Source organism: Rhodococcus cercidiphylli, assembly GCF_033042225.1.
Taxonomy (GTDB): domain Bacteria; phylum Actinomycetota; class Actinomycetes; order Mycobacteriales; family Mycobacteriaceae; genus Rhodococcoides.
In genome coordinates, this window is record NZ_JAWLKE010000004.1 from 330,954 (window position 1) to 348,897 (window position 17,944).

The following is a 17,944-nucleotide window of genomic DNA, read 5'->3' on the forward strand; positions in this document are numbered from 1 at the left end:
GCTCGTCACCGTAGGGATGGCAAGCGAACGCGAGGTTACAAATTAACAAGCAGGCGTGCTTGCTTTTTTCAGGACCTCCTGTGAAGCTGGGCTCATGGCAGACCTCGACTCTCTCGTCGACGACCTACGCGCCGAGGGCAACGACCTCGATGCACTCGTGACCGAGCTGACCCCGGAGCAGTGGGCGGCACCGACACCGGCCGCGGGGTGGACCGTCGCGCACCAGATAGCGCACCTCTCCTGGACCGATCACGTCGCGGAGCGGACCACGTCCGGAGCATCCGGCGATGTCGAGGCCAAGGAGGAGTTCGCTCTCACGCTGAAGAAGGCATGGGAGAACCCCACCGGCTTCGTCGACGAGGCGGCCGAGGAGGAATCGCGTGATCCCGAACTACTGAGCACCTGGCGTACTCGACGCCGTGCCATGAACGAAGCGCTCACACAGGTACCGGCGGGGACCAAGATCGACTGGTTCGGACCCCCGATGAGTGCGGCGTCCATGGCCACGGCGCGTCTGATGGAGACCTGGGCGCACGGTCAGGATGTGGCCGACGCGGTGGGCGTCACCCGCGTCGCCACCGACCGAATCCGCGGCGTCGCACACATAGGCGTTCGTACAAGGGATTTCGCCTACGCGATCAACCAGCAAACGCCTCCCGCCGAACCGTTCCGCATCGAGCTCACCGCGCCCTCGGGAGAGCTCTGGACCTGGGGACCCGAGAACGCCACTCAACGAGTGAGCGGTCCGGCTCTCGACTTCTGCCTTCTCGTCACCCAGCGTGCCCACCGCGACGACCTCGCCGTTCACGCCGAGGGAACCGACGCCGCGCACTGGCTCACCATCGCCCAAGCCTTCGCAGGCCCTCCGGGGGTCGGACGGACACAGTCAGGACGAGAGCAAGCATGACCGTACGAATCGGCAACTGTTCGGGCTTCTACGGAGACCGCCTCTCCGCCATGCGAGAGATGCTCGAGGGCGGCGAACTCGATTACCTCACCGGCGATTACCTGGCCGAGCTGACGATGCTCATTCTCGGCCGCGATCGGATGAAGGACGCGACCCGTGGCTACGCCAAAACCTTTCTGCGGCAGGCAGAGGACTGCCTGGGACTGGCGCTGGACAAGGGTGTCAAGATCGTCGCCAACGCCGGTGGGCTCAATCCCCGAGGACTGGCCGAGGCACTGGAAAAGTTGGACTCCGGCGCGAAGATCGCCTACGTCGACGGCGACGACCTCCTCGGCCGAGCTGCCGAACTCGGCCTCGGCAACCCGCTGACCGCAAATGCCTACCTCGGCGCGTGGGGCATCGTCGAATGCCTGAACTCCGGTGCCGACGTTGTGGTCACCGGGCGCGTCACCGACGCCAGCGTGATCGTCGGACCGGCCGCGGCCCACTTCGGTTGGGCACCCACCGATTACGACGCGTTGGCCGGGGCCGTGATCGCCGGACACGTCATCGAATGCGGAACGCAGGCGACGGGTGGCAACTACTCGTTCTTCACCGAAATCGCAGACATGTCCAGGCCCGGATTCCCCATCGCCGAGATCGAGTCCGACGGTTCGTCCGTCATCACCAAGCACGAGGGCACCGGCGGTGCCGTCAGCGTCGGCACCGTCACCGCTCAGCTGCTGTACGAAATCACCGGCGGGCGGTACGCGAACCCCGACGTCACCGCGCGGATCGATTCGGCAATCCTGGCGCAGGAGTCGAGTGATCGGGTGTCCATCACCGGCGTCACCGGCGAAGCTCCGCCGCCCACCTACAAGGTCTCGCTCAACGCACTCGGCGGGTTCCGCAACGAGTTCACGATGGTGCTCACCGGCCTCGATATCGAAGCCAAAGCAGCATTGGCACAACGGCAATTCGAGTCCTGGCTCACGGCCCGCCCCACCGAGCTCGACTGGACCCTGGTGCGGACCGACAAGCCCGACGCCGAGACCGAGGAGACGGCCAGCGCCCTGCTGCGCTGCGTTGCGCGCGACAGCAACCCCGACGCCGTCGGACGTCAGTTCTCCGCCGTAGCAGTCGAACTGGCACTGGCCAGCTATCCCGGATTCTCGGTCACCGCCCCACCCGGAAACGGAGCGCCCTACGGAGTGTTCACCGCAGGCTTCGTCGACGCGGCCGAGGTGCCGCACGTCGCGCACCTGGCCGATGGCACCGAGTCCGCCATCGCTCCGTCGACCGAGACGCAGGTACTGGAGCCCGTGGAAGAACCGGTGCTGCCTGCACCCAGAGCAGCCGAAGCGACCATTCGCCTTCCACTCGGAACCATCGCAGCGGCTCGAAGTGGAGACAAGGGCGGCAACGCCAACGTCGGAGTCTGGGTCCGCACCGACGACGAATTCTCCTGGCTGGCGCACGCATTGACGGTCGAGACTCTGAAGCAGATGCTGCCCGAGGCCGAGCCGCTCACCGTCACGCGTCATGTCCTGCCCAATCTGCGGGCCGTGAACTTCGTCATCGAGGGCATCCTCGGCCAAGGCGTCGCCTCGCAGGCCCGATTCGATCCACAGGCCAAGGGACTGGGTGAATGGCTGCGGTCGCGGCACATCGACATCCCGGAAACACTCGCGTACGCGGGAGTGGAGCCTGCGGAACGACTTGGTTCAGGGCGAGTGGAGCCTGCGGAACGACCCGACAAGAAAGTAGAACTCGTATGAGTATCTGGACGACGCCCGAGCGTCAGCAGCTGCGCAAGACCGTCCGCAGTTTCGTGGAGCAGGACATCGCCCCGCACATGAATCAGTGGGAGACCGACGGCGAGATTCCGCGTGAGCTGCACAAGAAGGCAGCGGCTCTCGGACTGATCGGAGCAGGCTTTCCCGAGGACGTCGGCGGCGATGGTGGAGATCTGGCCGACGCCGTTGTGATCTGCGAGGAGATGCACCAGGCCGGTGCGTCGGGTGGACTGTTCGCATCACTGTTCACCAGTGGAATTGCGTTGCCGCACTTGGTGGCTGCGGGTGACGCCGACCAGATCGAGAAGTGGGTGCGGCCCACGCTGGCGGGGGAGAAGATCGGCTCGCTCGCCATCACCGAACCGGGTGGCGGTTCCGACGTCGGGCACCTCAGGACGAAGGCCGTCAAGGACGGCGATCACTACGTCGTCAACGGCTCGAAGACCTACATAACCTCGGGGTGCCGAGCAGATTTCATCGTCACCGCGGTGCGGACCGGAGGCGAGGGCGCAGCGGGCGTCTCGCTGCTCGTCATCGAGAAGGGCACGCCAGGGTTCGAGGTCACGAGCAAGCTCGACAAGATGGGCTGGCGCGCATCCGATACCGCCGAGCTGTCGTTCGTCGACGCCCGCGTCCCGGTCGCCAATCTCGTCGGTGCCGAGAACAGCGGCTTCGCGCAGATCGCGCAGGCGTTTCTCACCGAGCGCATCGCCCTCGCCGCGCAGGCCTACGCCAGCGCGCAGCGGTGCCTCGATCTGACGCTGCAGTGGGTCCGGGATCGTGAGACCTTCGGAAAGCCGCTCATCGCACGGCAATCCGTTCAGAACACCGTCACCGAGATGGCGCGCAAGATCGACATCGCCCGCGTCTACACCCGCAGTATCGCCGAACGGTCCATGCTGGAGGACAGCGACTTCATCGCAGAAGTCTGTTTTGCGAAGAACACCGCTGTCGAGTCCGGAGAGTGGGTAGCCAATCAGGCGGTGCAGCTCTTCGGCGGGCTCGGTTACATGCGCGAGAGCGAGGTCGAACGGCAGTACCGCGACATGCGCATCCTCGGCATCGGCGGCGGGACGACCGAGATTCTCACCGGGCTGGCAGCAAAACGATTGGGGTACCAGGCATGAGCGTGCTCAAATCCACCCTCGACACCGCATCGGAGCAGTACGCGGGGAGCGTCGAGGCCATGAACACCAAACTCGGCGAGATCGAGGCCGAGCACTCGAAGGCTCTGCTCGGTGGCGGTCAAAAATACGTCGAGCGACACAAGAAGCGCGGCAAGCTTCTCGCTCGTGAACGCATCGAACTGCTGATCGACGAGGATTCAGCCTTCCTCGAATTGTGCCCACTCGCGGCCTGGGGCAGCGACTTTCCCGTCGGAGCCAGCACCGTCATGGGTATCGGCGTGGTGTGTGGCGTCGAATGCCTCATCGTCGCCAACGACCCGACTGTCCGCGGCGGGGCGAGCAACCCGTGGACGCTGAAGAAGGGGTTCCGCGGCAACGACATCGCCACGCAGAACCGGCTTCCGGTGATCTCCTTGGTCGAGTCCGGTGGAGCCGATCTACCGACGCAGAAGGAGGTGTTCATCCCCGGCGGTCGCATGTTCCGTGATCTGACGCAGCTCTCGGCGGCGGGCATCCCGACGATCGCGCTGGTGTTCGGTAACTCCACCGCAGGTGGCGCGTACATCCCCGGCATGTCCGATCACGTCGTCATGGTCAAGGAACGCTCCAAGGTGTTCCTCGCCGGACCACCGTTGGTCAAGATGGCGACCGGCGAGGACTCGGACGACGAATCGCTCGGCGGTGCCGAGATGCACGCCCGAAAGTCCGGCCTCGCAGACTACTTCGCCGTCGACGAGCAGGACGCCATCCGCATCGGGCGCAGCATCGTTTCCCGGCTGAACTGGAAGAAGAAGGGCCCCGAGCCGCGCGCCGAGGTCATCGAGCCGCTGGCCGATCCCGAGGACCTGCTCGGCATCGTCCCCACAGATCTGAAGATCCCGTTCGACCCACGCGAGGTCATCGCCCGCATCGTCGACGGTTCGGATTTCGACGAGTTCAAGCCCATGTACGGCGGTTCTCTCGTCACCGGCTGGGCCGAGCTGCACGGATATCCGATCGGCATCCTCGCCAATGCCCGCGGTGTGTTGTTCAGCGAGGAATCGCAGAAGGCGACGCAGTTCATTCAGCTCGCCAATCGGTCCAACACCCCACTCCTGTTCCTGCACAACACCACCGGATACATGGTCGGCAAGGAATACGAGGAGGGCGGGATGATCAAACACGGTTCGATGATGATCAACGCCGTGTCCAACTCGAAAGTGCCGCACATCTCGATCCTGCTCGGTGCCTCCTACGGTGCCGGCCACTACGGCATGTGCGGACGCGCCTTCGATCCGCGATTCCTCTTCGCCTGGCCGTCCAGCAAATCCGCTGTCATGGGCGGCGCGCAGCTCGCCGGTGTCATCTCCATCGTCGGACGCGCCGCCGCCGAAGCTCGCGGACAAGCCTTCGATGCCGAAGCAGATGCCGGAATGCGCGCGATGATCGAAGGCCAGATCGAGGCCGAGTCGATTCCGATGTTCCTCTCCGGACGCCTCTACGACGACGGCGTCATCGACCCCCGTGATACCCGCACGGTGGTGGGAATGTGCCTGTCGGCCATCGCCACCGCCCCGATCGAAGGCACCGCCAACTTCGGTGTCTTCCGGATGTGACGCCATGACCGTAGCCTCCGTCCTCGTAGCCAACCGCGGCGAAATTGCCCGCCGCGTCTTCACCACCTGTCGCGCCGAAGGCATCGACACTGTCGCGGTGTTCTCCGACGCCGACGCGAACTCCCCGCACGTGCGCGAGGCCGATTCGGCAGTGCGGCTACCCGGAAACAGTTCGGCCGAGACGTACCTGCGCGGCGAGCTCGTCATCGCCGCAGCGGCGGCCGCCGGAGCCGACGCCGTGCATCCGGGATACGGATTCCTCTCCGAGAACGCCGATTTCGCGCAACAGGTGCAGAACGCCGGCCTGACGTGGATCGGGCCGCCCGTCAAGGCCATCGAATTGATGGGCTCGAAGGTCGAGTCCAAGAAGATGATGGCCGACGCCGGCGTGCCGGTGCTGACCCAGCTCGATCCCGAGTCGGTCACCGAGAACGAGCTTCCGGTACTGATCAAAGCATCCGCGGGTGGCGGTGGGCGCGGCATGCGCATCGTGCGCGATCTCGAGAACCTGGATTCCGAGCTCGAAGCCGCTGGACGCGAGGCACTCTCGGCATTCGGTGATGGAACGGTGTTCGTCGAGCGGTACATCGAAACCGGTCGGCACATCGAAGTGCAGGTCATGGCCGACAGATTCGGCACGGTGTGGACGGTGGGCGAGCGCGAGTGCTCGATCCAACGCAGGCATCAGAAGGTCGTCGAGGAGGCACCGTCGCCGCTCGTCGAACGCATCGACGGCATGCGCGAGAAGCTCTTCCATGCGGCGACGCTGGCCACCGAGGCCATCGGCTACGAGGGTGCGGGCACCGTCGAATTCCTCGCCGACGAGAAGGGCAACTTCTTCTTCCTCGAGATGAACACCCGTCTGCAGGTCGAGCACCCGGTCACCGAATGCACGACGGGACTCGACCTGGTGGCGCTGCAGATCAGGGTCGCCGCAGGGGAGCGGTTGCCCGCCGAGCAGCCCGAGACACGTGGACACTCCATCGAAGTTCGCCTCTACGCGGAGGATCCGGCCCAGGACTGGCAGCCGCAGAGCGGTGCCGTGCATCGGTTCGAGATCCCCGGTGCGCAGTTCGAGGTGCTGACCAAGGCCGGCATCAGGGTGGATTCCGGCGTCGAGACCGGCAGTGTGGTGGGAACTCATTACGACCCGATGCTCGCGAAGGTCATCTCGTTCGCGCCGACGCGGGATCAGGCTGCCAATCTTCTGGCGAAAGCGTTGCACAAGGCCACCGTTCACGGACTGAAGACCAACCGCGATCTTCTGGTCAACATCCTGCGGCATCCGGCGTTCCTGGCCGGGGATACCGACACAGCCTTCTTCGACACGCACGGGCTCGAGGTCCTGGCTCAGCCGATCGCACACGGCCGGGCCGAGGAACTGTCGGCTCTCGCGGCTGCCTTGGCCGACGCAGCGAACAACACCGCGCAGGCGCGAGTGAACCGGGGACTGCCCGGCGGTTGGCGCAATCTCCGGTCCCAACCGCAGCGCAAGACGTACAACGACATCACCGTCGAATACTCGATCGGACGCAGCGGACTCACCTCCTCGGTGGAGGGCGTCGAACTGATAGAGCACACCCCGACGCGGGTGACGCTCGACGACAATGGAATTCGTCGTATCTTCCAGGTGAGCAGCTACGGTTCGGACGTCTTCGTCGATTCCGCTCTCGGTCCGGTCAGATTGATCAAGGCCCCGCGGTTCACCGACCCCACCGACGAGGTCGCGGCCGGTTCGTTGCTCGCACCGATGCCCGGCAGTGTCATCAGAATCGCTGCTGCGCAGGGCGATACCGTCACCGCCGGTCAGCCGATCCTGTGGCTGGAGGCGATGAAGATGGAACACACGGTCACCGCGCCCGCCGACGGTGTGCTCACCGAATTGAACGTAGTGGAAGGTCAGCAAGTCGAAGTCGGCGCAGTTCTCGCCGTTGTCACCGAAGAAGCCGTCACCGAAGAGGGAGTGGAGCAATCATGAGTTTCATCGAAACCGAAGAGCAGAAGGGTCTGCGCAACGCAGTCTCGTCACTCGGCAAGCGCTACAACTACATCGACTACGTCCTGCCGAAGGCGCGCAAGGGTGAGCCGCTGACCGAACTGTGGAACGAGGCGGGCAAGCTCGGCTTCCTCGGCGTCAACCTGCCCGAGGAGTACGGCGGCGGTGGCGCGGGCATCTACGAACTCGCGCTCGTGCAGGAGGAATTGGCCGCGCACGGCGCCGGTCTGCTGCTGGTCGTCGTCAGCCCGGCCATCTGCGGCACCATCATCGGCAAGTACGGCACGGCCGATCAGAAGCAGGAGTGGCTCACCGCCCTCGCCGACGGGTCCAAGATCATGGTCTTCGGCATCACCGAACCCGACGCCGGCTCCAACTCACACCAGATCACGACCACGGCGCGTCGTGACGGTGACGAGTGGATTCTCAAGGGCAACAAGATCTACATCTCCGGCGTGGATCAGGCCGATGCGGTCCTGATCGTCGCACGCACCGAGGATTCGAAGACCGGCAAGCTCAAGCCGGCGCTGTTCATCGTGCCCACGGACGCTCCGGGACTGCAGAAGACGCAGATGGAGATGGACATCGTCGAGCCCGATCATCAGTTCGTACTGTTCCTCGACGACGTCAGGCTCCCCGCCGAAGCGCTCGTCGGAGAGGCCGACGCCGCTCTGATGCAGCTGTTCGCCGGGCTGAACCCCGAGCGCATTCTCGGTGCCGCGATGGCTGTCGGTATGGGCCGCTACGCCATCGACGCCGCGGTGAAGTACGCCAACGAGCGGACCGTCTGGAAGACGCCGATCGGAGCGCATCAGGGTCTGGCGCATCCGTTGGCGCAGTGCAAGATCGAACTCGAGCTCGCCAAGCTGATGATGCAGAAGGCAGCGGTGCTCTACGACTCCGGCGACGACTTCGGTGCTGCCGAGGCGGCGAACATGGCGAAATACGCTGCGGCCGAGGCCAGTATCAAGGCGCTGGATCAGGCGATCCAGACCCACGGCGGTGCCGGCTTGAGCAGCGAGTACGGCCTGGCTGCGATGCTCGGGGCGGCTCGCATCGCCCGCGTCGCACCGGTGAGTCGGGAGATGATCCTGAACTTCGTGAGCCAGCACTCGCTCGGCCTGCCGAGAAGCTACTGATGGCCGTTCTCGTCGAGTCGGGCAAGGACACAGCGTATTTGACGTTGGATTCGCCGGAGAACCGGAACGCGCTGTCCTCGGTGTTGGTCGAAGAATTGACCGCCGGACTCATCGCTGCGGCGCACGACGACGACGTCAGAACGATCGTGCTCGGCCACACCGGCACCACGTTCTGTGCCGGAGCAGACCTCCGCGAAGCCGGAGCATCACCGGAACTTCGCACGCGGCAGATGCTGGATCTGATGCGGCTGATCATCGACACCCCGAAACCCGTCGTCGTGAAGATCGACGGACATGTGCGGGCAGGCGGGATGGGGCTCGTCGCGGCCTGCGACATCGCGGTCGCCGGACCCGAGAGTTCGTTCGCGTTGACGGAGGTTCGGCTGGGCCTGGCCGCGTCGGTCATCTCGGTGGCCGTGCTGCCGCGGCTGACGTCTCGCGCGGCGAGTCGCTATTTCCTCACCGGGGAGACGTTCGACGGGGCGACGGCCGAGGCGATCGGTCTGGTCACCGTGGCCGACGCCGTTCCCGCAGCCGTGGTGGCCGACTACATGATCGTGTTCAGGAAGTGTTCGCCGCAGGGCCTGGCCGAGTCGAAGCGCCTCACCACGGCCGCGATCAGGCGCGAGATGGACGAGCGCGGGACGGCCGTCGCCGAGCAATCGGCCAGGTTGTTTGCATCCGACGAGGCCCGAGAGGGGATGATGTCCTTTCTGGAGAAAAGGCCCCCTTCCTGGGCGGCCGAGAAGTAGAGCGGCCGAGAAGTCAGGTCGGCAGTAGGGAGTATGGCGATGGTGATGGCGCGCGAACCCAAGCAGGACCGCAGTAGGGTGACGCGTCAGCGACTGCTCGAGGCGACCATCGATTCGCTCGCCGAGCAGGGCTGGGTGGCAACGACGGTCGGCGTGGTCGCCGAACGTGCAGGCGTCTCCCGCGGCGCGACCCAGCATCATTTCCCGACGCGTGAGGACCTGATCACCGGAGCGCTCGAGTACATGTTCGACACTCGGATGGACAGCGCTCGCCGCGAGGCCCAGGAGATTCCGGCGGGCCCCGGCCGGACGACACTGGTGGTGGAGCGGCTCGTCGAGTACTACACCGGGCCGATGTTCAAAGCGGCACTCCAGGTCTGGACCGCGGCCTCGGCCGACCCCGAGTTGCGCGATCGGATCGTTCCTCTCGAAGAACGGTTCGGTCGTCGGGCCCACAAGATGGCCGTCGAGAACCTCGGGGTCGACGACAACGATCCCGTCACCCACCGTCTCGTTCAGGCAACCCTCGACCTTGCCCGCGGTCTGGGTCTGGCCGATGTGCTGACCGACGACGCACGACGACGTGCCGAGGTCGTGCGCTCGTGGGCAGAGGTGTTGGATGCGTCGTTGAACGCGCGGCTGTCCGCCGCGGGAGCGGTAGCGCAGTAGAGAGCCGCACGATCTGCAGTTCCGATCGACGTGTGCTTGAGTCTGGCGGGTGACTTCCGAAATCGCGCGCGTGCACCGCGGCCACATCTTTCACGTCTGCGGCTCTCCCACGGTGCTCGACGCCGCCGCCGCGCTGGTCTCGATTCCCGACGGTGCCCTCGTGGTCGGCGACGACGGCAAGATCGAGTTCTGCGGAGAGTTCGATTCGCTCCCAACCGAATTCGGGCAGCATACGGTTGCCGACCATCGGCCCGGGTTCCTGCTGCCGGGATTCGTCGACACCCATATTCACTTCCCGCAGACCTACGCCGGGGATTCCTACGGCGGCGGGCAACTGCTCGAGTGGCTGAACACGTGCATCTTTCCGTCCGAGTCCCGCTTCGCCGATCCCGAGTTCGCTGCCGCTGCGGCCAGAGACTTCTGCGCCGCGCGAATCCGGGCCGGAACCACGCAGGCGATGGTGTTCGGATCGGCGTTCCCGCATGCGCAGGATGCGCTGTTCTCCGAGACCGAGAAGCACGGGCTGCGCATCGTCAGCGGCCGCGGGGTCCAGACCACCGGCCCGGCGTCGGCGCAGGCATTGATCACCGGTGAGGACGAGGCCATCCGACTGGTGTCCGAGGAGATCGAGAAGTGGCACGCCGCCGACACCGGCGACGTCGACACGGCACTGCTGCACGTGGCCGTCGTACCGCGGTTCTCGCTCTCGGTGACGACGCAGACGCTGAAGAACCTCGGCGAGCTCTACGATTCCGTGCGCGCCCGAGGTGTCTACTTCCACACACACCTGAACGAGAACAACCGGCCGGGGACCGGCGAGATCGACGCCACCAAGAATGCCTACGGGGTGGAGACGTACCTCGACACCTACGACGGCAAGTTTCTGCCGGGCTCGCAGGCCGGTGGGAAGAGCTTCCTGGGCCCGCGCGCCGTCCTGGCCCACGCGGTGCACTGTCAGGACGTCGAACTCGCCCGAATGGCAGAGACCGGCACCTCCATCGCGCACTGTCCCACCTCGCAGCAGTTCCTGGGCTCGGGCACGATGCCGTGGCTGCGGACCGTTGCCGCGGGGGTGAACATCGCCATCGGGTCGGACTTCGGCGGTGGTGACGAATGGCTGCTGCCGCAGGTCCTCGCCGACGCGTTCAAGGTGCACATCTCCGAGGCCGGTGACGCAGGACTGTCCCTGCATCCCGCCGAATTGCTGTTCACCGGAACCCTCGCGGGGGCACGAGCGCTGGACATGGAGAGCCGAATCGGCAACTTCGACGCGGGCAAGGAAGCCGACTTCGTGGTGGTCGATCCGTCCGCATGGCCGCAGTTGGCGGCGGCGATCGACCACGGCGTCCGTGCCGACGATGCCGAGCTCGCCCGAGACCAGACCCTGTTCGCTCTGCTGATGTCGATGCGCGAGCCCGCGATCGTCGGCGTCCACGTCCAGGGCCGGAAGCTCGCCGCTTCGCGGTAACGTATGGCGACTCGCTTCCAAAGGATCAGGAGACACACAGGTATGGCTCGTCGGACTCGATTCGGTCTCCTCGCAGCCGCATTCGCGGCTGTGGGCACCATGGCCCTCGCGCCGGTCGCACAGGCGCAACCGCCTGCCGATGCGCCGCCTGCACCCGCCGAGAACGCGCCTGCACCCCCGCCCGGACCGGTTCCCGTCCCCGTTCTGCAGATTCCCAATCTCGGAGTCACCGTCGGCGGACTCATCGTTCCGGATCAGTGGATCGGCACGATCGAGGCCGCCGGTACCGAGACGCCGGGATTGACCCACATCTGGGGCCGTGCCGCCGATCCGCGGATCTGCACGTCGTACCAGAACTTCGCCAGCCTGCAGGTCGACTTCGTCAATATCGCCAACGGACGCACCGGGTCGGTCAACGCACCGATCTGCCGGCAGGGAAACGGCGTGTTCGAGCCCGCGGGACCGGTCGTCGCCGATACCGGCAGCGGCCCGGTCCTGTTCACCGCGCACGTCCTTGCCTCCGGAATCGTGTTCGACATTCCCGGCGTCGGCGGATTCTCGGCCCCGTAGCAGATGACGAGACGGTTCGCGATGGTCGTGACGGCAACAGCCGTGCTGATCGCCGGGTGCGGCGGTGCGGAGGACGACGCTGCATCGCCGCAAGAGACTGCCCCGACGACCACGGTGTACGAGTCGGGTCCCTTCTTCGGTGAGTGCGGATCGATCACCGACGCCGAGGTGCAGTCCGCGTTCGGAGCGGGCCCGTTCGCGCAGATCACCCGTAATTCCGTCGGGTGCCAGTGGGAGACCACGGGGTTCGGCGGACCGGGCGTCAGCTTCTCCTGGTACCGCGGCAGCCCTATCGGACGCGAGCGCGCCGGTTCCGAGCTGATCGGCCGTCCGGCGAAAGACATCGAGATCGACGGCAACCCGGGGTTCGAGGCCGAGCAGGACACTCTGTGCGAAATAGGCGTGCAGTTCGGCGACGACTTCTTCCACTGGTCGATCACGTACTCCCTCGGACCGGCCGCGCGCCCGCCGTGCGACGTCGGAAACGAACTCGCGACTCTGACCGTGGAGCGCAAGCAATGACGCGCAGACGAGTGGTCGCGGCGGCGTCGACCCTGTTACTCGTCGCCGGGTGCGCCCAGACCGTCGAGGGAACTGCGAGACCGGCGAGCTTCGCAGGCTCCGGTGGCCAAGAATTCACCGAATTGTTGACCGAGTGCGATGCCGTCTCCGACGACCAGATCGCCGAGACCACCGGAGCCGACGCCATCGAACGCGGCTTCTTCGGGGCCATCTGTCGGTGGGATCTCGTCGGCTCCGCGGGCACGGTGAAGGTGACGTTCAACTGGTTCGAATCCGGCACTCTGGCCGCCGAGCGGGCCGCCGAGGAAAAGATGATGTACACCGTCACCGACACAACGGTGCAGGGCCGCAAGGCAATCCAGGCTCAGCGTCCGAACGATCCCGATTCGTGCGGAGTCTCGGCCGGGGCGGATCGGGACGGCATCTTCGGGTGGTGGGTGCAATACCAGCCCGGTGCCGCCCACCCCGATCCGTGCCAGGCCGCGGCGAAGCTGGCCGACCTCACACTCAACCTGAGCAGATAGGTTGCGTATCAGGGCGAAGGGTGTTTTGACCCGAGGCCGCGCCGCCGGGTATCGTTATGGGTCGTGTCCGGCCTGGCCGGACCGTTTGTGTGCCTATGCGAGGTACAGCCGTGCGCACGTTCGCTCTGAGAGCGCGCAACCGGCTGGACGTGTGGGGGTATGCGACACACCCGACCGCGGGGTGCAAGAGACCCGCGGTAGCAGTACTGGAGCAGCAGCAGTACCGGGTGAGGAGCAGTGTTCTCTTGCTCCAACTGCTAGATCCCTGTTTATCGACACGAAGAAAGCCGGTTCATGCCAACGATCAACCAGCTGGTCCGTAAGGGACGCACCGACAAGGTCGCGAAACTGAAGACCGCTGCCCTCAAGGGCAGTCCACAGCGCCGTGGCGTGTGCACTCGCGTGTACACCACCACCCCCAAGAAGCCGAACTCCGCGCTCCGTAAGGTCGCGCGTGTTCGCCTGACCTCCTCGGTCGAGGTCACCGCATACATCCCCGGTGAGGGTCACAACCTGCAGGAGCACTCGATGGTGCTCGTTCGCGGTGGTCGTGTGAAGGACCTCCCGGGTGTGCGTTACAAGATCATCCGCGGCTCGCTCGACACCCAGGGTGTCAAGAACCGCAAGCAGGCTCGTAGCCGCTACGGAGCCAAGAAGGAGAAGAGCTGATATGCCACGCAAGGGCCCAGCACCCAAGCGGCCGCTGATCAACGACCCGGTCTACGGATCGCCGTTGGTCACGCAGCTCGTCAACAAGATTCTCCTCGACGGCAAGAAGTCGACCGCAGAGCGCATCGTCTACCAGGCGCTCGAGCAGGCTCGCGAGAAGACCGGCACCGACCCCGTCGTCACGCTCAAGCGTGCACTCGACAACGTCAAGCCGGCCCTCGAGGTTCGCAGCCGTCGCGTCGGTGGTGCCACCTACCAGGTGCCCGTCGAGGTTCGTCCCGGCCGCTCCACCACGCTGGCACTGCGCTGGCTGGTCACGTTCTCGCGCGCTCGTCGTGAGAAGACCATGGTCGAGCGTCTGGCGAACGAGTTGCTCGACGCCAGCAACGGCCTCGGTGCCGCTGTGAAGCGTCGCGAGGACACTCACAAGATGGCCGAAGCCAACAAGGCGTTCGCTCACTACCGCTGGTGATCTCCTCGCTCGGGCGGTGTCGGAACTATCCGATACCGCCGGAGCGTTGATCAGCTCAGGCAATACCTCTTCCAACACCAAGGCGGGTTAACTCGTGGCACAGGACGTGCTGACCGACCTACTCAAGGTCCGCAACATCGGCATCATGGCCCACATCGATGCCGGCAAGACCACCACTACCGAACGCATCCTCTTCTACACCGGTATCTCCTACAAGATCGGTGAAGTTCACGATGGCGCAGCCACCATGGACTGGATGGAGCAGGAGCAGGAGCGTGGCATCACGATCACCTCTGCTGCCACGACGTGCTTCTGGAACGACAACCAGATCAACATCATCGACACCCCCGGTCACGTCGACTTCACCGTCGAGGTGGAGCGCTCGCTCCGCGTCCTCGACGGCGCTGTCGCAGTGTTCGACGGCAAAGAAGGTGTCGAGCCGCAGTCCGAGCAGGTCTGGCGTCAGGCCGACAAGTACGACGTGCCGCGCATCTGCTTCGTCAACAAGATGGACAAGCTCGGCGCGGACTTCTACTACACCGTGCAGACCATCATCGATCGTCTCGGTGCCAAGCCGCTGGTCATCCAGCTGCCCATCGGCGCAGAGAACGATTTCGAGGGCGTCATCGACCTCGTGCAGATGAAGGCTCTCGTGTGGAGTGGCGAGACCAAGCTCGGCGAGAAGTACGAGATCCAGGAGATCCCGGAAAACCTCAAGGAGCGCGCGGACGAGTACCGCACCATGCTGCTCGAGACCGTGGCCGAGTCCGACGAAGCGCTTCTGGAGAAGCACTTCGGCGGCGAAGAGCTCACGATCGACGAGATCAAGGGCGCCATCCGCAAGATGACGGTCAACAGCGAGCTGTACCCGATCCTGTGTGGATCCGCGTTCAAGAACAAGGGCGTCCAGCCCATGCTCGACGCGGTCATCGACTACCTCCCGTCTCCCCTCGACGTTGCCGAGACCATCGGACACGCCGTCGGCGACGAGGAGAAGGAGATCACTCGCAAGCCGTCCGCAGACGAGCCGTTCGCGGCTCTCGCGTTCAAGATCGCGACTCACCCCTTCTTCGGCAAGCTGACCTACGTCCGGGTGTACTCGGGCAAGGTCGACTCCGGCGCTCAGGTCATCAACTCGACCAAGGGCAAGAAGGAGCGTCTGGGCAAGCTGTTCCAGATGCACTCCAACAAGGAGAACGCGATCGCGACCGCATCTGCCGGTCACATCTACGCGGTCATCGGCCTCAAGGACACCACGACGGGTGACACGCTCTGCGATCCGCAGAACCAGATCATCCTCGAGTCCATGAGCTTCCCGGACCCGGTCATCCAGGTCTCGATCGAGCCGAAGACCAAGTCCGACCAGGAGAAGCTGGGAACAGCAATCCAGAAGCTCGCCGAAGAGGATCCCACCTTCTCGGTGAAGCTGGACGAGGACACCGGCCAGACCGTCATCGGCGGCATGGGCGAGCTGCACCTCGACATCCTCGTCGACCGTATGCGTCGCGAGTTCAAGGTCGAGGCCAACGTCGGCAAGCCGCAGGTCGCGTACCGCGAGACCATCCGCAAGACGGTCGAGAAGCACGACTACACCCACAAGAAGCAGACCGGTGGCTCCGGCCAGTTCGCGAAGGTCATCATCAAGCTCGAGCCTTTCGAGGGCGAAGACGGCGCGACCTACGAATTCGAGAACAAGGTCTCCGGTGGTCGTGTGCCCAGGGAGTACATCCCCTCGGTCGACGCCGGTGCTCAGGACGCCATGCAGTACGGTGTTCTCGCCGGATACCCCCTGGTCAACGTCAAGGTCACACTGCTCGACGGTGCGTACCACGACGTCGACTCGTCGGAAATGGCCTTCAAGGTCGCCGGCTCACAAGCGTTCAAGGAAGCCGCCCGCAAGGCCAGCCCCGTCATTCTCGAACCCGTCATGGCCGTCGAGGTCATCACGCCCGAGGATTACATGGGTGAGGTCATCGGCGACCTGAACTCCCGCCGTGGTCAGATTCAGGCCATGGAGGAGCGCAGCGGTGCCCGTATCGTCAAGGCACTGGTTCCGCTGTCGGAGATGTTCGGCTACATCGGAGACCTTCGGTCGAAGACACAGGGCCGCGCTAACTACTCCATGGTCTTCGATTCGTACGCAGAAGTTCCCGCGAACGTAGCGAAGGAAATCATCGCGAAGGTCAACGGAGAGTAATTCTCTTCGTTTGCTGGACCACGCTCGACCTGTAATAAGTAAGAACACATACGCGTGCCGGCCCCGTCGGGGCCCGCACAGATCAGTCCAGGAGGACACACAGTGGCGAAGGCGAAGTTCGATCGGACGAAGCCGCACGTCAACATCGGCACCATCGGTCACGTTGACCACGGTAAGACGACGCTGACGGCTGCAATCACCAAGGTTCTGCACGACAAGTTCCCGGACCTGAACGAGGCCTCGGCTTTCGATCAGATCGACAAGGCTCCGGAGGAGAAGGCTCGTGGTATCACGATCAACATCTCCCACGTCGAGTACCAGACCGAGAAGCGCCACTACGCGCACGTCGATGCACCGGGTCACGCCGACTACATCAAGAACATGATCACCGGCGCGGCACAGATGGACGGCGCAATCCTGGTCGTTGCAGCAACCGACGGCCCGATGCCGCAGACCCGCGAGCACGTGCTGCTCGCCCGCCAGGTCGGTGTTCCGTACATCCTGGTCGCACTGAACAAGGCCGACATGGTCGACGACGACGAGATCATCGAGCTCGTCGAGATGGAGGTCCGCGAGCTCCTCGCTTCGCAGGAGTTCGACGAGGACGCACCGGTCATCAAGGTCTCCGCACTCAAGGCACTCGAGGGTGACGAGAAGTGGGGCGAGTCGGTTCTGGAGCTCATGCAGGCCGTCGACGATTCGGTTCCGGACCCCGTCCGCGAGACCGACAAGCCGTTCCTCATGCCAGTCGAGGACGTGTTCACCATCACCGGTCGTGGCACCGTGGTCACCGGACGTATCGAGCGCGGCTCGGTCAACGTCAACGAAGAGGTCGAGATCGTCGGCATTCGCCCCGGCTCGACCAAGACCACCGTCACCGGAATCGAAATGTTCCGCAAGCTGCTCGACTCGGGTCAGGCAGGCGACAACGTCGGCCTCCTCGTTCGTGGCATCAAGCGCGAAGACGTCGAGCGTGGACAGGTCATCATCAAGCCCGGCACCACGACTCCCCACACGGAGTTCGAGGGCAACGCCTACATCCTCTCGAAGGACGAGGGCGGCCGCCACACGCCGTTCTTCAACAACTACCGCCCGCAGTTCTACTTCCGTACCACGGACGTTACGGGCGTCGTGACCCTTCCCGAGGGCACCGAGATGGTCATGCCCGGTGACAACACCGAGATGTCCGTCACGCTGATCCAGCCGGTCGCCATGGATGTCGGCCTCCGTTTCGCAATCCGTGAGGGCGGTCGTACCGTCGGAGCCGGTCGCGTCACGAAGATCGTCAAGTGATCTAGTTTCACCAGCTGTACCTGAAGCGGCACTCACCCCCACGGGTGGGTGCCGCTTTTGCGTGCGTGCACCCCTCCCGTGAGCGTCAATGGACCCTTGCACCGCTCAGACGTATGCAACGGTCCATTCACGCGGGCCGAAGTGTTCACCCGCAGTGAGTGAATGGACCCTTGCCGCGGTCAGACGTGTGCAGTGGTCCATTGACGCAGCCCGACGGGCACCCGAAAAATGGGACGCATCGGACGCGGCTGTCCCGTAACGTCGCTGCG

Annotated in this window: 16 protein-coding genes; all 16 read left to right on the plus strand. The window is 64.7% G+C overall.

The genetic code is table 11. The features are described 5' to 3' along the window. Positions 1–94: 94 nt before the first annotated feature. The 16 genes from R3P95_RS12095 to tuf all read left to right on the plus strand — a co-directional run bounded on the left by R3P95_RS12095 (position 95) and on the right by tuf (position 17,675). Entirely contained in the window at positions 95–907 is an 813-nt protein-coding gene (locus R3P95_RS12095) for a TIGR03084 family metal-binding protein (RefSeq protein ID WP_149407529.1), read from the plus strand. Next, on the plus strand, positions 904–2,664 hold the full coding sequence (locus tag R3P95_RS12100; RefSeq protein ID WP_300521727.1) for an acyclic terpene utilization AtuA family protein: 1,761 nt from the start codon (positions 904–906) through the stop codon (positions 2,662–2,664). The genes R3P95_RS12095 and R3P95_RS12100 overlap by 4 nt, the downstream gene beginning before the upstream one ends. Then, the gene (locus R3P95_RS12105; protein ID WP_300521724.1) at positions 2,661–3,809 is read left to right on the plus strand and encodes an acyl-CoA dehydrogenase family protein; all 1,149 of its coding nucleotides are present in this window, start codon (positions 2,661–2,663) and stop codon (positions 3,807–3,809) included. Before R3P95_RS12100 ends, R3P95_RS12105 begins: the two co-directional genes overlap by 4 nt. Continuing rightward, on the plus strand, positions 3,806–5,404 hold the full coding sequence (locus R3P95_RS12110) for an acyl-CoA carboxylase subunit beta (RefSeq protein ID WP_300521721.1): 1,599 nt from the start codon (positions 3,806–3,808) through the stop codon (positions 5,402–5,404). Before R3P95_RS12105 ends, R3P95_RS12110 begins: the two co-directional genes overlap by 4 nt. 4 nt (positions 5,405–5,408) lie before the next feature. After that, entirely contained in the window at positions 5,409–7,382 is a 1,974-nt protein-coding gene (locus tag R3P95_RS12115; protein ID WP_300521718.1) for an acetyl/propionyl/methylcrotonyl-CoA carboxylase subunit alpha, read from the plus strand. After that, positions 7,379–8,539 carry an acyl-CoA dehydrogenase family protein gene (locus tag R3P95_RS12120; protein ID WP_068283787.1) on the plus strand — a complete coding sequence of 387 codons (1,161 nt, stop codon included), beginning with the start codon at positions 7,379–7,381 and terminating at the stop codon, positions 8,537–8,539. The genes R3P95_RS12115 and R3P95_RS12120 overlap by 4 nt, the downstream gene beginning before the upstream one ends. Beyond that, positions 8,539–9,291, plus strand: coding sequence for an enoyl-CoA hydratase family protein (locus tag R3P95_RS12125; protein WP_149407534.1), 753 nt, complete (start codon positions 8,539–8,541; stop codon positions 9,289–9,291). The genes R3P95_RS12120 and R3P95_RS12125 overlap by 1 nt, the downstream gene beginning before the upstream one ends. A gap of 45 nt (positions 9,292–9,336) precedes the next feature. Beyond that, on the plus strand, positions 9,337–9,960 hold the full coding sequence (locus R3P95_RS12130; RefSeq protein WP_094641518.1) for a TetR/AcrR family transcriptional regulator: 624 nt from the start codon (positions 9,337–9,339) through the stop codon (positions 9,958–9,960). A gap of 61 nt (positions 9,961–10,021) precedes the next feature. After that, positions 10,022–11,428 carry an amidohydrolase family protein gene (locus tag R3P95_RS12135; RefSeq protein WP_300521737.1) on the plus strand — a complete coding sequence of 469 codons (1,407 nt, stop codon included), beginning with the start codon at positions 10,022–10,024 and terminating at the stop codon, positions 11,426–11,428. Between the two features lie 42 nt (positions 11,429–11,470). Further along, positions 11,471–11,998 carry a hypothetical protein gene (locus tag R3P95_RS12140; RefSeq protein WP_149407535.1) on the plus strand — a complete coding sequence of 176 codons (528 nt, stop codon included), beginning with the start codon at positions 11,471–11,473 and terminating at the stop codon, positions 11,996–11,998. Between the two features lie 21 nt (positions 11,999–12,019). Beyond that, positions 12,020–12,520, plus strand: a complete 501-nt coding sequence (locus tag R3P95_RS12145; RefSeq protein ID WP_394855309.1) for a DUF3558 domain-containing protein — start codon at positions 12,020–12,022, stop codon at positions 12,518–12,520. Beyond that, complete coding sequence (locus R3P95_RS12150; RefSeq protein WP_149407536.1) at positions 12,517–13,044, plus strand: DUF3558 domain-containing protein; 528 nt, start codon at positions 12,517–12,519, stop codon at positions 13,042–13,044. The genes R3P95_RS12145 and R3P95_RS12150 overlap by 4 nt, the downstream gene beginning before the upstream one ends. Positions 13,045–13,338: 294 nt before the next feature. Beyond that, positions 13,339–13,713, plus strand: coding sequence for a 30S ribosomal protein S12 (gene rpsL, locus R3P95_RS12155; RefSeq protein WP_008714048.1), 375 nt, complete (start codon positions 13,339–13,341; stop codon positions 13,711–13,713). A 1-nt stretch (position 13,714) separates the two neighbouring features. Further along, entirely contained in the window at positions 13,715–14,185 is a 471-nt protein-coding gene (gene rpsG, locus R3P95_RS12160) for a 30S ribosomal protein S7 (protein ID WP_003941856.1), read from the plus strand. A gap of 94 nt (positions 14,186–14,279) precedes the next feature. Then, positions 14,280–16,382, plus strand: a complete 2,103-nt coding sequence (gene fusA / locus R3P95_RS12165; RefSeq protein WP_037191357.1) for an elongation factor G — start codon at positions 14,280–14,282, stop codon at positions 16,380–16,382. Between the two features lie 102 nt (positions 16,383–16,484). Further along, positions 16,485–17,675, plus strand: coding sequence for an elongation factor Tu (tuf, locus tag R3P95_RS12170; RefSeq protein WP_032380840.1), 1,191 nt, complete (start codon positions 16,485–16,487; stop codon positions 17,673–17,675). The last annotated feature ends 269 nt before the right edge of the window (positions 17,676–17,944 follow it).

Bases quoted from the DNA above. Each gene is read 5' to 3' on its own strand.
- R3P95_RS12095 (WP_149407529.1), top strand. From the start codon at position 95: ATGGCAGACCTCGACTCTCTCGTCGACGACCTACGCGCCGAGGGCAAC.
- R3P95_RS12100 (WP_300521727.1), top strand. From the start codon at position 904: ATGACCGTACGAATCGGCAACTGTTCGGGCTTCTACGGAGACCGCCTC.
- R3P95_RS12105 (WP_300521724.1), top strand. From the start codon at position 2,661: ATGAGTATCTGGACGACGCCCGAGCGTCAGCAGCTGCGCAAGACCGTC.
- R3P95_RS12110 (WP_300521721.1), top strand. From the start codon at position 3,806: ATGAGCGTGCTCAAATCCACCCTCGACACCGCATCGGAGCAGTACGCG.
- R3P95_RS12115 (WP_300521718.1), top strand. From the start codon at position 5,409: ATGACCGTAGCCTCCGTCCTCGTAGCCAACCGCGGCGAAATTGCCCGC.
- R3P95_RS12120 (WP_068283787.1), top strand. From the start codon at position 7,379: ATGAGTTTCATCGAAACCGAAGAGCAGAAGGGTCTGCGCAACGCAGTC.
- R3P95_RS12125 (WP_149407534.1), top strand. From the start codon at position 8,539: ATGGCCGTTCTCGTCGAGTCGGGCAAGGACACAGCGTATTTGACGTTG.
- R3P95_RS12130 (WP_094641518.1), top strand. From the start codon at position 9,337: ATGGCGCGCGAACCCAAGCAGGACCGCAGTAGGGTGACGCGTCAGCGA.
- R3P95_RS12140 (WP_149407535.1), top strand. From the start codon at position 11,471: ATGGCTCGTCGGACTCGATTCGGTCTCCTCGCAGCCGCATTCGCGGCT.
- R3P95_RS12145 (WP_394855309.1), top strand. From the start codon at position 12,020: ATGGTCGTGACGGCAACAGCCGTGCTGATCGCCGGGTGCGGCGGTGCG.
- R3P95_RS12150 (WP_149407536.1), top strand. From the start codon at position 12,517: ATGACGCGCAGACGAGTGGTCGCGGCGGCGTCGACCCTGTTACTCGTC.
- rpsL (WP_008714048.1), top strand. From the start codon at position 13,339: ATGCCAACGATCAACCAGCTGGTCCGTAAGGGACGCACCGACAAGGTC.
- rpsG (WP_003941856.1), top strand. From the start codon at position 13,715: ATGCCACGCAAGGGCCCAGCACCCAAGCGGCCGCTGATCAACGACCCG.